The sequence below is a fragment of the Streptomyces sp. NPDC056628 genome, assembly GCF_042792555.1.
Lineage (GTDB): Bacteria > Actinomycetota > Actinomycetes > Streptomycetales > Streptomycetaceae > Streptomyces.
Window position 1 is genome coordinate 178,893 of the sequence record NZ_JBHTWG010000001.1, and the last position, 13,522, is coordinate 192,414.

General features: G+C 71.4%; 14 protein-coding genes, 1 tRNA gene, 1 pseudogene and 1 riboswitch. Of the genes and pseudogenes, 10 read left to right on the top strand and 6 right to left on the bottom strand.

All coding sequences use genetic code 11. The features are described 5' to 3' along the window. Positions 1-101: 101 nt before the first annotated feature. Positions 102-506: a hypothetical protein gene (locus tag ACFRAC_RS00765; protein WP_382919210.1), complete on the top strand. Its 405-nt coding sequence runs from the start codon at positions 102-104 to the stop codon at positions 504-506. A 34-nt stretch (positions 507-540) separates the two neighbouring features. Then, complete coding sequence (rdgB, locus tag ACFRAC_RS00770) at positions 541-1,143, top strand: RdgB/HAM1 family non-canonical purine NTP pyrophosphatase (protein ID WP_382919212.1); 603 nt, start codon at positions 541-543, stop codon at positions 1,141-1,143. 49 nt (positions 1,144-1,192) lie between these two features. Here rdgB and ACFRAC_RS00775 read toward each other — a convergent pair. The 4 genes and pseudogenes from ACFRAC_RS00775 to bcp all read right to left on the bottom strand — a co-directional run bounded on the left by ACFRAC_RS00775 (position 1,193) and on the right by bcp (position 3,221). Further along, positions 1,193-1,275, bottom strand: a tRNA-Leu gene (locus ACFRAC_RS00775). A gap of 26 nt (positions 1,276-1,301) precedes the next feature. Next, a pseudogene (locus tag ACFRAC_RS00780) lies at positions 1,302-1,949 on the bottom strand (HNH endonuclease); the annotation flags it as partial. Beyond that, positions 1,946-2,608, bottom strand: coding sequence for an HNH endonuclease signature motif containing protein (locus ACFRAC_RS00785; RefSeq protein ID WP_382919213.1), 663 nt, complete (start codon positions 2,606-2,608; stop codon positions 1,946-1,948). The pseudogene ACFRAC_RS00780 and the gene ACFRAC_RS00785, both read right to left, overlap by 4 nt. 145 nt (positions 2,609-2,753) lie before the next feature. After that, complete coding sequence (bcp, locus tag ACFRAC_RS00790; protein WP_382919214.1) at positions 2,754-3,221, bottom strand: thioredoxin-dependent thiol peroxidase; 468 nt, start codon at positions 3,219-3,221, stop codon at positions 2,754-2,756. A 93-nt stretch (positions 3,222-3,314) separates the two neighbouring features. Here bcp and ACFRAC_RS00795 point away from each other — a divergent pair, with 93 nt between their 5' ends. The 3 genes from ACFRAC_RS00795 to sugE all read left to right on the top strand — a co-directional run bounded on the left by ACFRAC_RS00795 (position 3,315) and on the right by sugE (position 4,528). Then, the gene (locus ACFRAC_RS00795) at positions 3,315-3,644 is read left to right on the top strand and encodes a DUF3618 domain-containing protein (protein ID WP_382919216.1); all 330 of its coding nucleotides are present in this window, start codon (positions 3,315-3,317) and stop codon (positions 3,642-3,644) included. 106 nt (positions 3,645-3,750) lie between these two features. After that, entirely contained in the window at positions 3,751-4,053 is a 303-nt protein-coding gene (locus ACFRAC_RS00800) for a co-chaperone GroES (protein ID WP_361339509.1), read from the top strand. 48 nt (positions 4,054-4,101) lie between these two features. Further along, positions 4,102-4,171, top strand: a riboswitch (guanidine-III (ykkC-III) riboswitch). 36 nt (positions 4,172-4,207) lie between these two features. Further along, the gene (gene sugE / locus ACFRAC_RS00805) at positions 4,208-4,528 is read left to right on the top strand and encodes a quaternary ammonium compound efflux SMR transporter SugE (protein ID WP_382919218.1); all 321 of its coding nucleotides are present in this window, start codon (positions 4,208-4,210) and stop codon (positions 4,526-4,528) included. A 7-nt stretch (positions 4,529-4,535) separates the two neighbouring features. On the opposite strand, the gene ACFRAC_RS00810 is transcribed toward sugE, so the two are convergent. Beyond that, positions 4,536-6,902: a transglycosylase domain-containing protein gene (locus tag ACFRAC_RS00810; protein WP_382919220.1), complete on the bottom strand. Its 2,367-nt coding sequence runs from the start codon at positions 6,900-6,902 to the stop codon at positions 4,536-4,538. 233 nt (positions 6,903-7,135) lie between these two features. On the opposite strand from ACFRAC_RS00810, the gene ACFRAC_RS00815 reads away from it, so the two are divergent. The 4 genes from ACFRAC_RS00815 to ACFRAC_RS00830 are packed head-to-tail and all read left to right on the top strand — an operon-like array spanning position 7,136 to position 10,519. Continuing rightward, a complete protein-coding gene (locus ACFRAC_RS00815; protein WP_382919896.1) occupies positions 7,136-7,936 on the top strand; it encodes an ABC transporter permease in 801 nt (266 codons plus the stop codon). Continuing rightward, positions 7,929-8,750, top strand: a complete 822-nt coding sequence (locus tag ACFRAC_RS00820) for an ABC transporter permease (protein ID WP_382919222.1) — start codon at positions 7,929-7,931, stop codon at positions 8,748-8,750. The genes ACFRAC_RS00815 and ACFRAC_RS00820 overlap by 8 nt, the downstream gene beginning before the upstream one ends. 14 nt (positions 8,751-8,764) lie before the next feature. Continuing rightward, complete coding sequence (locus ACFRAC_RS00825) at positions 8,765-9,772, top strand: ATP-binding cassette domain-containing protein (RefSeq protein WP_382919224.1); 1,008 nt, start codon at positions 8,765-8,767, stop codon at positions 9,770-9,772. 33 nt (positions 9,773-9,805) lie between these two features. Further along, the gene (locus tag ACFRAC_RS00830) at positions 9,806-10,519 is read left to right on the top strand and encodes a DUF1707 domain-containing protein (RefSeq protein WP_382919226.1); all 714 of its coding nucleotides are present in this window, start codon (positions 9,806-9,808) and stop codon (positions 10,517-10,519) included. Positions 10,520-10,580: 61 nt separating this feature from the next. Here the strand turns inward: ACFRAC_RS00830 and ACFRAC_RS00835 are convergent, their stop codons facing one another. Then, complete coding sequence (locus tag ACFRAC_RS00835; protein ID WP_382919228.1) at positions 10,581-11,918, bottom strand: SGNH/GDSL hydrolase family protein; 1,338 nt, start codon at positions 11,916-11,918, stop codon at positions 10,581-10,583. Positions 11,919-12,252: 334 nt separating this feature from the next. Between ACFRAC_RS00835 and ACFRAC_RS00840 the strand changes: the two genes are divergently transcribed. Beyond that, entirely contained in the window at positions 12,253-13,515 is a 1,263-nt protein-coding gene (locus ACFRAC_RS00840) for a DUF445 domain-containing protein (protein WP_382919230.1), read from the top strand. The last annotated feature ends 7 nt before the right edge of the window (positions 13,516-13,522 follow it).

A 13,522-nucleotide genomic window follows, 5' to 3' on the forward strand; every position in this document is an offset into this window, starting at 1 on the left:
CCCTCCCCGGCGTCACTACGGATACGGGCGTACGGCACACCGCCGTACGCCCGCAGTGCACGGGGGCCCGCCAGGCCCGCGCAGGGAGGGGAACGACCACCATGGCCACCAGCCGACGCCGCCGGAGCCGCATCGCCACAGCCGCCGCAGCCGTCGCGGCACTGGCCCTCACCGCCGGACTCACCACCGGCTGCGACGCCGTCAGCAAGGCGATGGACTGCGTCAAGACCGCCGACGCCATCGCCGACAGCGTCACCGAACTCCAGCAGGCCGTGGAGAACGCCAGCAACGACCCGACCCAGCTCGAGGAATCGCTGACCTCCATCGACAAGAACCTCGGCGAGATCGGCGACCAGACCGACGACGCCGACGTGAGCAAGGCCGTCGACAACCTCCAGAAGGCCGTCACCAACGTCCGCGACGCCATCGAGGACGGCGACAAGACCCCCGACATCAGCCCCGTCACCGACGCCGCCGGCGAACTCACCAAGGTCTGCACGCCCTGACCGGCCGTCCCCGCGGTTGGCCATACTGGGGGCCATGACCCGCCTGATCCTCGCCACCCGCAACGCCGGAAAGATCACCGAACTCCGGGCGATCCTCGCCGACGCAGGACTCGACCACGACCTCGTCGGCGCGGACGCCTACCCCGAGATCCCCGACGTCAAGGAAACCGGCGTCACCTTCGCCGAGAACGCCCTCCTCAAGGCCCACGCCCTCGCCCGCGCCACGGGACTGCCCGCCGTCGCCGACGACTCCGGCCTCTGCGTCGACGTCCTCGGCGGCGCCCCCGGCATCTTCTCCGCCCGCTGGGCCGGCAAGCACGGCGACGACCAGGCCAACCTCGAACTGCTCCTCGCCCAGCTCGGCGACATCGCCGACCCCCACCGCACCGCCCACTTCGCCTGCGCGGCCGCCCTCGCCCTCCCCGACGGCACCGAACGCGTCGTCGAGGGCCAGCTCCGCGGCACCCTGCGCCACCACCCGGCCGGCACCAACGGCTTCGGCTACGACCCGATCCTCCAGCCCGACGGCGAGACCCGCACCTGCGCCGAACTCACCCCATCCGAGAAGAACGCCATCAGCCACCGGGGCAAGGCGTTCCGTGCACTGACACCGGTGGTACGGGAGCTGCTGGGCTGAGATACGACAACGGCCTGCGTCTCGATCTTCGAAACGCAGGCCGATCAAGTGCGGCGGAAGGGATTCGAACCCTCAAGCCCGCTAAGGGCCACAGGACCTAAACCTGCTGTGTCGCCATTGCACCACCGCCGCCAGGTGCCTGTCATCGTACCGGCAGACACCGGCCGCCCGGCGCCTCCCCTGCACCACGTCCCGGTGAGCGCGTGGCAGTTGGGACACAACAGCCGCAGATTCTCCCGCCGGTCGTCCCGCCAGTCCCCGCTGATGTGGTCGACCTCCAGCGTCATGGGCTTGCCGAGCCACTCGGGGCCGACCCCGCACCGCGCACACCGCTCCGGGACACCGACCGCCAGGAGCGCTCGGCGCAGGCGGCTCGTCGCGGTCCGGCGTGCGCCGTCGTGCAGGACCAGCACCTCCTGCGGGGGCTTCGCGTTCTGGGCCGGTCGGCCGCGCTGATGGGCCTGCCCCAGGAAGTGCGCGGCGTCGATCCCCTCCTCGGCCAGCCACGCGCGCAGCCGGGCGCGTTGTGTGCCGTTGACCGTGCGCCCCAGGCGCCGCAGGACGTCCGCGAGCGACGACGACTCCGCGACTGCCGTGCACAGCTCCTCACGCGTGGGCCGCGGACGTCTGCCGCAGGGCCGGAAGTGCGAGACGTCGATGCCGAAGCGGGCGAAGCGCGCCAGCAGATGACGACGCAGATTGGCGTACGGCCGTGTCCCCAGGAAGACGATGACCTCGTCGATGTCGCCGCACCGGCGGGCGGCTTCGGCCAGCCGCTCCCGGCTGTACCGAGTGCCTGCGCTCATGAGGCCCGCTCCCGAGCGCGCCGTGTGCCGCGCCCGCGGTAACGGTCGGTCGTCGAGTGACAGTTGGGGCACAGGAGGCGCAGGTTCTCCAGCCGGTTGTCGCGCCAGTCGCCGTCGATGTGGTCGACCTCGAGCGGCAGGGGCTCGCCGAGCCACACGCCCTCCACACCGCACAGCGCGCACCGCTCCGCCACGCCCATCTCCCGCATCGCGCGCTTGAGGCGAGCGCTCGGCACGCGTCCGGCCCGCCCCGAGGCGAGCACGGTGAGGATCTCCTCGGCCGTCCGGCGCCGCCGGTTGTCGCGCTGCCGTTCGGTGCGGACGGCCGGCGCGAAGTGCGAGGTGTCGATCCCGAATGCCCTGATCCGGCGGCTGATGTGGGTGTGGTGGCCGCCGACCACGTCCAGGCCGAGGTGGCGGAGCACCTCGGACATGTTGGTCGAGGCCGCGACCGCGTCCTGGAGGATGTCGCGCGTCCACTTCACGCCCTCGCGCTCGAAGTGGGAGACGTCCACGCCGAGCCGCTTCATCCGGGTCAGGACGTATCGCCGGGACGGCCCGCGCGGGTCCACGCCCAGTCGGTGCAGAGCCTGCGAGAGCGTCCGGGCGTCCCGTGCCGCCTCCTCCAGACGCTCCCTGCTGTAGGCCCCCGCCTCCATCGCATCCCCTCCCCGTCCTGGGCCACGCGTTCGTGGCTCGCACGGATCAACGAGCCGATCGTCGGGGTGTCACGCCCGGAATGCGGAACGGCCCGCGCCGGGGTGTCCCGGTGCGGGCCGTCGCGGTGCGGCCAGGGGCCGGGCCTCAGATGCCCAGGTCCTTGATGATCTTGGCGACGTGGCCGGTGGCCTTGACGTTGTAGAGGGCGCGTTCGACCTTGCCCTCCTCGTCGACGACGACCGTGGAGCGGATGACGCCGACCACCGTCTTGCCGTAGAGCTTCTTCTCGCCGAAGGCGCCGTACGCCTCCAGGACCTTCTTGTCCGGGTCGGCCACCAGCGTGACCTTCAGAGACTCCTTCTCGCGGAACTGGGCGAGCTTCTCCGGCTTGTCGGGGGAGACGCCGATGACGTCGTAGCCGGCGCCGGCCAGGAGCTCCAGGTTGTCCGTGAAGTCGCAGGCCTGTTTGGTGCAGCCGGGTGTCAGGGCGGCCGGGTAGAAGTAGACGATGACCTTGCGGCCCTTGCGGTCCGAGAGGGACACCTCGTTGCCGTCGGCGTCGGACAGGGTGAAGGCGGGGGCCACGTCCCCCGGCTGGAGTCGCTCGCTCATCGAACAAGCGTAACCGGGGAGCCTGACGGTGCGGTTCGCCGTGGAGCTGACAGACTGTCCGGAAACATCATCAGTTCACTCGGAGGCCGTACGGTGGCGGACACGTCGGACACCAGGACCCCGGCACAGATCGAGGCGGACATCAAGGCCCGCCGCGCTGTGCTGGCGGAGACGCTCGACGAGATCGGGGTGCGTGTGCATCCGAAGACGATCGTCGGCGACGCCAAGGCCAAGGTCGTGGCGAACATCGACCACACGCTCGGGCGTGCCTACGTGGGCGTGAACCGGGCCGTGAGCGACGTCAGGGCCAAGTTCACCGACGAGGACGGCGCGCCCCGTCTGGAGCGCATCGTGCCGGTCGCGCTCGTGGCCGTCGGACTGGTCGGGCTGCTGGCCCTCGGCGCCCGGCGCCGCAAGGGCTGAGGGCGCGGACCCGGCGGCGCACAGAGGTGGCGGAGGCAGGTAGGTTCGAGGCGTGAGCGCCAACAGAAACGAGCAGAGCACCCAACACGACAAGCTGCCCATCCGGATGCTGCACGACCGCGTACTCGTGCGGCAGGACACCACCGAGGGTGAGCGGCGTTCCGGTGGTGGGATCCTGATCCCCGCGACGGCCGCCGTGGGCCGCCGGCTGGCCTGGGCCGAGGTCGTCGCGGTGGGGCAGAACGTACGGACCGTGGAGCCCGGTGACCGGGTCCTGTTCGACCCGGAGGACCGTGCCGAGGTGGAGGTGCGCGGCGTCGCGTACGTGCTGATGCGCGAGCGCGATCTGCACGCGGTGGCCGCCGACCGGTTCGAGGGGTCGGAGGACTCCACGGGGCTCTATCTGTGAGGTGACGGTTGGAGGGGCCGGTGACGATCGTCACCGGCCCCTCCAACCGTGGGCTTGCTAGCGTGGGAGATGCCCGACGAGACGCGCCGTACCGGGATGAAGGCAAGGACGACGCACCCCGTTCCACGTGGTCACGTCTCGAAAGGTGCCTGTCATGGCCTGGGTCCTGCTCGTCGTCGCCGGTCTGCTCGAGGTCGCCTGGGCGGTGGGCATGAAGTACACCGACGGTTTCACCCGGCTCGTGCCCAGCCTGTTCACCGGCGCGGGCATCGTCGCGAGCATGCTGCTGCTGTCGTACGCCGCCCGGTCGCTGCCCATCGGTACGGCCTACGGGGTGTGGGTCGGCATCGGCGCGGCCGGTGCCGCGGTGGTCGGCATGGTGGTGCTGGGGGAGCCGGCCACCGCGGCGCGGATCTTCTTCGTCTGTCTGCTGCTGGTCGCCGTGGTGGGGCTGAAGGCGACGAGCGGACACTGAACCGCTCTCAGGGCCTGCGGGTCGGGAAGCCCGCCGTGGTGCCCGTGGTGCCCGGTCCGCCGGTGTCGCTGCCGCCGTCCTGGCCTGTGCTGGCACCGCCGTCCTGGCCGCCGGGTCCGCCGGCGCCCCCGTCGGTGGTCCCGCCGCCGTCCGTGCCGCCGTTCTGGCCGCCGTCGGTGGTGCCTCCGTCGTCCGTGCCGCCGTCGCCACTGCCGCCGCCGTCCTGGCCGGTGCTGGTGCCGCCGTCGGGGCCGCCGGGCGTCTCGCCGCCGGTCTGGCCCTCGGTGCCGGTGCCGGTGCCGGAGGTCGGCTTCCCGGAGGCGTCCTCGTCACCCTGGTCCTCGTCCTGGTCGCCCTGCGTCGGGTCGGAGGTGGGGTACTGGGGCACCTCGGCGTTCTCCTGGAGCTCCAGGTCGAAGTCGGTGACCGGCTTCCCCTTCAGGGCGGCCTTCGTGTACTGGGCCCAGATCTCGGTGGGCGCGCCGCCGCCGTTGATGCGGTCGAGGCCCATCACGCCGTACAGCGACTTGTGCCGGGCGGTGACGGGGTCCTGGCCCAGCACGGCGACGACGGTGGCGAGGTCGGGGGTGTATCCGGCGAACCAGGCCGCGGTGTCCTCCTCGGCGGTGCCGGTCTTGCCGGCGGCGGGGCGGCCGGCGGCCTGGGCGGCGGTGGCGGTGCCATTGTCGACGACGCTCTGCAGGACGGAGGTCGTGGTGTCGGCGGCTTCGCGGCTGACGGCCTGGGAGAGCTTGCGGCGGGGCATCTCGACGACCTCGGCGCCGTCCTTGGTCACCTTCTCGATCATGGTGTAGGTGCCGCGCTTGCCGTGGTTGGCGAGGGTCGCGTAGGCCTCCGTCATGTCCAGGACGCTGGCGGTGGCGGTGCCGAGGGCGATGGAGGGGTACGGCTCCAGGTCGGGGGTGGCCGTGGGCAGACCGAGCTTGAGCGCGGTGTCCTTGACCTTCTGCGGGTCGACGTCGACGGCCATCTGCGCGTACACGGCGTTGACGGACTTGTCGGTGGCGGAGCGCACGGAGATGTCGCCGTAGGAGACGTCGTCCTCGTTGGCGGGGGCGTAGGACTTGCCGTGCCAGCCCTGCACGGGGCGCCGGTTGGTGCCGTCGTAGATCGTGGTGGGGGTGATGGGGCGGCCGTCGCGGGTGGTCGACTCGTTCTGGACGGCGGCGGTGAACACGAACGGCTTGAAGGTGGAGCCGACCTGGAAGTCGCGGCGGGTGGCGTTCGGCGTGTACTGCTTGACGTAGTCGATGCCGTTGTACATCGCGACGACCTTGCCGGTCTTGGGGTCGACGGAGGCGCCGCCCGCGCGGACGTAGCCGTCGACCTTGCGCCTCTCCTTGTCGAGCTGGGAGATCAGCTTGTCGTTGACGGCGTCGACGAAGGCGTCCTGCCGCTTCTTCTGGAGGGTGGTGGTGATGCGGTAGCCGCCGAACTCCAGGTCCTCCTTGTCGACCATCTTGTTCTGGATCAGGTAGTCCTGGACGATCCGCACGAGGTAGCCGCGCTGTCCGGACAGTCCGGTGGAGGTGGAGGACTCCTTCGGCATGGGGAACTCGAGCCCGGCCCGTTCGGAGGCGCTGAGCCAGCCCTTGGTGACCATGCCGTCGAGGACGTAGTTCCAGCGGGCGACGGCGTCGGCCTTGTTCTCCGGGTGGGAGACGACGTCGTACTCGCTGGGGGCGTTGACCAGTGCGGCCAGGTAGGCGGCGTGGGCGGCGTCGAGGTCCTTGGCGTCCATGCCGTAGTAGGCCTGGGCGGCGGCCTGGATGCCGTACGAGTTGCGGCCGAAGAAGCTGGTGTTGAGGTAGCCCTCGAGGATCTCGTTCTTGCTCTTCTCACGGTCGAGCTTGATCGCGATGAAGAACTCCTTCACCTTGCGGGTGACGGTCTGCTCCTGGCGCAGGTAGTAGTTCTTCACGTACTGCTGGGTGATCGTGGAGCCGGACTGCTTGCCCTTGCCGGTGGCGGTGTTCCAGGCGGCGCGCAGCATCGCCTTGGGGTCGACGGCGGACTCGGTGTAGAAGTCGCGGTCCTCGGCGGCCAGGATGGCGTGCTGGGCCGGCTTGGACATCTGGGCGAGGGTGACGTTCTCCCGGTTGACCTCGCCGTCGCGGGCGATCACGGAGCCGTCGGCGTACATGTAGACGTTGGCCTGTTTGGTGGCGAGTGCGTTGGCCGGCGGGATCTTGACCATGGAGTAGCCGAGGAAGAACAGGCCGGCGAGCAGCAGGACGCCGATGACGAAGGTGCCGAGGACCATGCGCCAGGTCGGGATGATCCGTCGCCAGCCCGTCCGCCGGGGTCGCTTCGGCTTCCCGGCCGGCTGCTGCGGCTGTGGCTCTTCGCTCATGTCGTGCTCGGACTCCTGATTCACGTCGTACTTCCCGTACGCCCTCGTACGCCTGCTGCGCCCCCATTGAAGACTCTCGCGCCGGGTGTTCCGTTCCCGGAATGGCGCGCACGTTGGGGGAAAGTGAGCTGTTTCTCGCCTCAGGGTGCCCCGGAAAACGGCTGGCAGGCCGCATCGGGCGGCCACTAAGCTCCTGCGCTTCGGTGCCGGTGCGGGTGAGGAGGGCCGTGGGTGTGGGCGCGGGGCGGTTGTACCTGGCCGTCGCGGCGGGTGGTTTCCGGCGGTATGCGACCTACCGGCTGGCCACGGCGGCCGGGGTGTTCACCAACACCGTCTTCGGTGTGATCCTCGTCTTCACGTATCTGGCCCTGTGGGAGGAGCGGCCGGGGCTCGGCGGTTACGACCAGGCGCAGGCGGTGACGTACGTGTGGCTGGGGCAGTGCCTGTTCGCGACGCTGGCGATCCAGGGCGGGGGCGCGGAGAAGGAGCTGATGGAGCGCATCCGCACCGGGGAGGTCGCCGTCGACCTGTACCGGCCGGTGGATCTGCAGCTGTGGTGGCTGGCCGGGGACCTCGGGCGGGCCCTGTTCCAGTTGCTGGGCCGGGGGGTGGTGCCGTTCCTGTTCGGGGCGCTGTTCTTCCCGATGGCGCTGCCGGCGGACGTGGCCCGGTGGGCGGCGTTCACGGTCACGCTGCTGCTGGCGGCGGTGGTGAGTTTCGCGATCCGCTATCTGGTGGCGCTGAGCGTGTTCTGGCTGCTGGACGGGACGGGCGTCAACCAGGCTCTGATGATCACGGGTCTGTTCTTCTCGGGCATGGTCCTGCCGCTGAACGCGTTTCCGGGGGCGTTCGGCGAGGTGGTGCGGGTGCTGCCGTGGGCGGCGCAGCTCCAGATGCCCGCGGACGTGCTGATGGGGGAGACCGGGGTGCCGGGGGCGCTGGCCTTCCAGGCGGGCTGGGCGGTGGTGCTGCTGGCGGCGGGGCGGGCGCTGCAGTCGGCGGCGACGCGGCGGGTGGTGGTGCAGGGTGGCTGAGCGCGGCGCGGTCGTCGAGGGGCTGCGGGCCTACCGGCTGATCGCCGGGATGTGGGTGCGGTCCAGCATGACGTACCGGACGTCGTTCGTGGTCACGGTGGTCGGCAACCTGCTGCTGACCGGGCTGGACTTCGTGGGGATCCTGCTGATGTTCTCGCAGGTCGACGCGTTGGGCGGCTGGTCGCTGCCGGAGGTGGCGTTCCTGTACGGGCTGTCGGTGACGGCGTTCGGGATCGCGGATCTGGTGCTGGGCTCGATGGACGTGCTGGGCGCCCGGATGCGGGACGGTTCGTTCGACGTGCTGCTGGTGCGTCCGGTGCCGGTGCTCGCGCAGGTCGGCGCGGACCATTTCGCGCTGCGCCGGCTGGGCCGGATCACGCAGGGCCTGGTGGTGCTGGGCTGGGCGCTGTCGGCGGTGGACGTGGAGTGGACGGCGGCGAAGGTGCTGCTGGTGCCGGTGACGGTGGGGAGCGGTGCGGTGATCTTCGGCGCGGTGTTCGTGGCGGGCGCGGCCTTCCAGATCGTCGCGCAGGACGCCGCCGAGGTGCAGAACGCGTTCACGTACGGCGGGACGACGCTGCTGCAGTACCCGCCGTCGGTGTTCGGCAAGGACCTGGTGCGCGGGGTCACGTTCACGCTGCCGCTCGCCTTCGTCAACTGGGTGCCGGCCGCGCATGTGCTGGGCCGGCCGTACCCGGTGGCGCTGCCCGGTTGGACGGCGTACGCGTCACCGCTGGTCGCGGCGGTGTGCTGCGCGGCGGCGGGGCTGGTGTGGCGGGCGGGGCTGCGGGCGTACCGGAGTACGGGGAGTTAGGGAGCGGAGCGGGTATGGACGACGAGGCGTTCATCGAGGTCGACGGGGTCGAGAAGGTCTTCGACGTCCGGCGCGGGACGGGTTTTCTGAAGCGGGAGCGGCGGCGGGTACGGGCGGTCGACTCGATCTCCTTCCGGGTGGCGCGCGGCGAGATGGTGGGATACATCGGCCCGAACGGCGCCGGGAAGTCGACGACGATCAAGATGCTGACCGGCATCCTGACGCCGAGCGGCGGCCGGCTGCGGGTGGCCGGGATCGATCCGTCCCGGGAGCGGACCCGGCTGGCGCACCGTATCGGGGTGGTGTTCGGGCAGCGCACCACGCTCTGGTGGGACCTGCCGCTGATCGACTCGTACCGGCTGATGCACCGCATGTACCGGATCCCGGACGCCCGGTACCGGGAGAACCTGGACCGGCTCGTCGAACTCCTCGGCCTGGAGGAGCTGCTGGCGGTGCCGGTGCGGCAGCTGTCCCTCGGGCAGCGGATGCGTGGGGACGTCGCGGCGGCGCTGCTGCACGACCCGGAGGTGCTGTACCTGGACGAGCCGACGATCGGCCTCGACGTGATGTCGAAGGCCAGGGTGCGCGCGTTCCTGCGGGAGCTGAACACCGAGCGGGGCACGACGGTGCTGCTGACCACGCACGACCTGCAGGACATCGAGCAGCTGTGCTCCCGGGTCATGGTCATCGACCAGGGGCGGCTGGTGTACGACGGCGCGCTCGCCGGGCTGCACGAGGTGGGGGAGAGCGAACGGATGCTCGTGGTCGATCTGGAGCGTGAGCTGCCGCCGATCGAGGCGGCACCGGCCCGGGTGGTGAAGGTGGAGGGGCCCCGGCAGTGGCTGGCGTTCCCGGCGTCCGAGTCGGCGGCGGCGCTGGTGGCGCGCGTCGCCGCCGACCATCCGCTGGTGGACCTGTCGGTGCGGGAGCCGGACATCGAGGCCGTCATCGCGCGGATGCTGCACGGCCCGGCCGGACGTCCCGAGGCTCCGCGGGAGGACGTGGGGCGGGTCATCTCGTAGTCCCCGGAGGCGAGTTGCTCGTAGGCTGCTGTCATGAGCGACAACGCCCCGCAGCTGCGCGCCTCCGACGCCGACCGTGAACGGGTCGCCGAGGTCCTGCGGGAGGCCCTCGCGGAGGGGCGGCTCGACATGGAGGAGTTCGGGGAGCGGCTGGACGCCGCCTACCGGGCCCGTACCTACGGCGAGTTGGAGCCGCTGACCCGCGACCTGCCGGTCGGCGCGGCGCCCGTGCCGAGGGTCGACATGCTGAAGCGGCCCGCGCCCGCGGACCAGCCGTGGGAGGGGCGGATCGTCGGCGGTGACGACTCCCCGGCGTGGGCGGTCGCCGTGCTGTCCGGGTTCCAGCGCAAGGGGCGGTGGACGGCGCCGAAGCGGCTCAACTGCGTGGCGTTCTGGGGCGGCGGGGAGATCGACCTGCGGGAGGCGAACTTCGCGGACCGCGAGATCGAGATCACTTGCGTGGCCGTCATGGGCGGCGTGCAGGTGATCGTGCCGCCCGGCGTGGAGGTCGTGGTGCGCGGCATCGGTGTCATGGGCGGCTTCGACCACCGTGAGGACGGCGTCCTCGGCGAACCGGGCGGGCCCCGGGTGATCGTGTCCGGGTTCGCGTTCTGGGGCGGGGTCGGTGTGGAGCGCAAGCTGACGCGCGTCCAGAAGCAGGAGCTGCGCGAGGAGCGCCGCCGCGAGAAGCTGGAGCGCAAGGCCGGCCGGCGCGAACTGCCGGAGCCGGTGTCCGACGAGGACTGAGTCGGCGGACGGGGACCGGGACGGCGGAGGGGGGCCACCGGGACCGCCCCTTCCGTGCCGCTCAGAGTTCGGCGGGGGCCGCGCCCTTCAGCAGGCCGAGGTCGAAGCTGTCCGCCATCCGCTGGTACCCCTGGTCGCTGGGGTGCAGATGGTCGCCCGAGTCGTGGTCGGCGCGGAGCCGGCGCGGGTTGTACGGGTCGCGCACCGCCGCGTCGAAGTCGACGACCGCGTCGAAGACGCGTCCCGCGCGGATCTGCGCGTTGATCTGCTGGCGCACCTGCTCGCGGGCGTCGGTGTAGCCGCGGTGGCCCTGGAAGGGCATCAGGGTCGCGCCGATCACCTTCAGGCCGCGGGCGTGGCCCTGGCGGACCAGGGTGCGCAGGCCGTCGAGGATGCTCTCGGGGTCGGCGACGGCGGGGTTGCGCAGGATGTCGTTGACGCCGAGGTCGATGACGACGACCTTGACGCCGGTGCGGGAGAGCACGTCCCGGTGGTAGCGGCCGAGCCCGGCCTGGTTGTCGGCGGGGCGGCCGGTGCCGCTGGCGAGGATCTGGTTGCCGCTGATGCCCTGGTTGACGACGCTGTAGCGGGGAAGGTCCTGGCCGGCCGCGATCGCGGTGCGCAGCCGGCGCGCGAGGACGTCCGTCCAGCGGCGGTTGGCGTTCAGCGTGGAGGCGATGCCGTCGGTCAGCGAGTCGCCGAAGACGACGACGGTGCCGTCCGACTCCTTGCTGAGGACGTCCACCGCGGTCAGGTACCGCCAGGACGTGACCTGCCCGGTGTAGGCGGCGCCGGTGGTGTCCTCGGTGAGGTCGCCCTCGCCGACGTAGCTGGTCTGGCGGGCGTGCGGGTGCCAGGTCACCGGGCCGGACGGGGTCGGCGAGTACGTGGTGACCAGCACGTCCGAGTCGGCCGGGAGCGCGATGCGCACCGCGTCGCTGAGCACCTGCTGCCCCGGCGGTACGACGACGGTGGTGCTGCCGCCGAAGGTCAGGCGCCGCATGGTGTCCGCGACGGCGACCGGGGTCCCGGTGCCGGCGGCGACGGCCATCGACGCGTTGGTGATCGTGAGCGCCGACTGGCCGTAGAGATTGGACAGCGTGATCCGGGCACTCGTACCTCCGACGCCGACGCGCACGACGTTGCGCACGGAGCGGCCCACCAGGCCCTCGACCTCGGTGCCCGGTTCCGCGCCGACCGGGGACGCCGACCAGGCGCCGACCCACAGGCCGGTGGAGGCGGGGGCGGCGGGGCCGCGGCCGGTGCCGCGCTGCGCGGGCGCGGTCTCGCCGGTGGCGCTGCCGTGGTCGGCGGCGACCCCGACGTACAGGGCGACGGACAGGGTGACGATCAGTGCGACGATCGCGGCGAGCAAGGCATAACCGTTACGCCTGGTCATGCGGTGCGTTCTCCTCGGACGGATGGGAGCCCGAGGCTCCGATGTGATCACCTCATGATGCGTCATAAGGCGGAAGGGAGTTGCACAGACCCCCCATTGGGCCGCCCGGAGTCCTCCGGAGTCGTCATCGCTCTCCCCCCGAGGACAGACGCCGGGAACTCCTGATTCGTTCCAGGAGTAGGTCGGGAAGGGACAATGTGTGCGGTGGATCACGGACGGACGGAGCGGAATGGAACGTACGAATACGGAGAAATCGGGAACGTCTGTCGTAGAGGAGCATGCCCGGCCGCGGCCCGGCGGTAACCGGGACGTGCCCCCGTCGGCCGTGCGTGCGATGACCACGTTCACCGCCGCCGACGAGGAGAAGCGGCGCGGCGTACGGCGGATGAAGCTCACCGCGACCGGCCTGCTGCTGTTCGTGGCGCTCGTGTACGTCCTCGCCGAGGTCGCCTCCCACCACGGCGCCGGCGCCTGGGCCGACTACGTCGCCGCCGCCGCGGAGGCCGGCATGGTCGGCGCGCTCGCGGACTGGTTCGCCGTCACGGCCCTCTTCCGGCACCCCCTGGGCCTGCCCATCCCGCACACCGCGATCATCCCGAACAAGAAGGACCAGCTCGGCGTCTCCCTGGGCGAGTTCGTCGGCGAGAACTTCCTCTCCGAGGACGTCGTACGGCAGCGGCTGCGCGCCGTCGGCATCGGCAGCCGGCTCGGCGCCTGGCTCGCCGAACCGGCCCACGCCGACCGGGTCACCGCCGAGCTCGCGACCGCGCTGCGCGGCGCCCTGACGGTCATGCGGGACGCCGACGTCCAGGCCGTCGTCGCCGAGGCCATCACACGCCGCGCCGACGCCCGCGAGATCGCGCCCGGCATCGGCAAGATGCTGGAGGGCATCGTCGCCGAGGGCGGCCACCGACGGGCCGTCGACCTGATCGTGAACAAGGCCCACGACTGGCTCGTGCTGCACGGCGACGACGTCATGGGGGCCGTGCAGGGCGGAGCGCCCGGCTGGACGCCGAAGTTCGTCGACCGCAAGGTCGGCGAGCGCGTCTACAAGGAACTGCTCCGCTTCTGCGTCGAGATGCGCGACATGCCCTCCCACCCGGCGCGCGGCGCCCTCGACCGGTTCCTCATCGACTTCGCCTCCGACCTGCAGTCCGACACCGAGACCCGGGCGCGCGTCGAACGGCTCAAGGGCGAGGTGCTGGCCCGCGGCGAGGTGCAGGACCTGATCGCCTCGGCCTGGACCGCCGTACGCGCCATGATCGTGTCGGCGGCCGAGGACGAGCGCAGCGAGCTGCGGCTGCGCGTGCGGTCCTCCCTGCTGTCGCTCGGCGCCCGGATGGCCGCGGAGCCGTCCATGCAGAACAAGGTGGACCGCTGGGTCGAGGACGCCGCCGTGCACGTCGTGACGACGTACCGCGCGGAGATCACTTCCCTGATCACGGACACCGTGGCGGGCTGGGACGCCGAGCACACGACCCGCAAGATCGAGGCGCACATCGGACGCGATCTGCAGTTCATCCGGATCAACGGCACCGTGGTCGGCTCCCTGGCCGGACTGGTGATCTACACGGTGGCGCGGGTACTCGGGGCGTAGACCTTGC

Excerpts from the sequence above, each read along its gene's own strand:
- ACFRAC_RS00765 (WP_382919210.1), top strand. The coding sequence starts at position 102 with ATGGCCACCAGCCGACGCCGCCGGAGCCGCATCGCCACAGCCGCCGCA.
- rdgB (WP_382919212.1), top strand. The coding sequence starts at position 541 with ATGACCCGCCTGATCCTCGCCACCCGCAACGCCGGAAAGATCACCGAA.
- ACFRAC_RS00785 (WP_382919213.1), bottom strand. The coding sequence starts at position 2,608 with ATGGAGGCGGGGGCCTACAGCAGGGAGCGTCTGGAGGAGGCGGCACGG.
- bcp (WP_382919214.1), bottom strand. The coding sequence starts at position 3,221 with ATGAGCGAGCGACTCCAGCCGGGGGACGTGGCCCCCGCCTTCACCCTG.
- ACFRAC_RS00800 (WP_361339509.1), top strand. The coding sequence starts at position 3,751 with ATGCTGCACGACCGCGTACTCGTGCGGCAGGACACCACCGAGGGTGAG.
- sugE (WP_382919218.1), top strand. The coding sequence starts at position 4,208 with ATGGCCTGGGTCCTGCTCGTCGTCGCCGGTCTGCTCGAGGTCGCCTGG.
- ACFRAC_RS00810 (WP_382919220.1), bottom strand. The coding sequence starts at position 6,902 with ATGAGCGAAGAGCCACAGCCGCAGCAGCCGGCCGGGAAGCCGAAGCGA.
- ACFRAC_RS00825 (WP_382919224.1), top strand. The coding sequence starts at position 8,765 with ATGGACGACGAGGCGTTCATCGAGGTCGACGGGGTCGAGAAGGTCTTC.
- ACFRAC_RS00830 (WP_382919226.1), top strand. The coding sequence starts at position 9,806 with ATGAGCGACAACGCCCCGCAGCTGCGCGCCTCCGACGCCGACCGTGAA.
- ACFRAC_RS00835 (WP_382919228.1), bottom strand. The coding sequence starts at position 11,918 with ATGACCAGGCGTAACGGTTATGCCTTGCTCGCCGCGATCGTCGCACTG.
- ACFRAC_RS00840 (WP_382919230.1), top strand. The coding sequence starts at position 12,253 with ATGACCACGTTCACCGCCGCCGACGAGGAGAAGCGGCGCGGCGTACGG.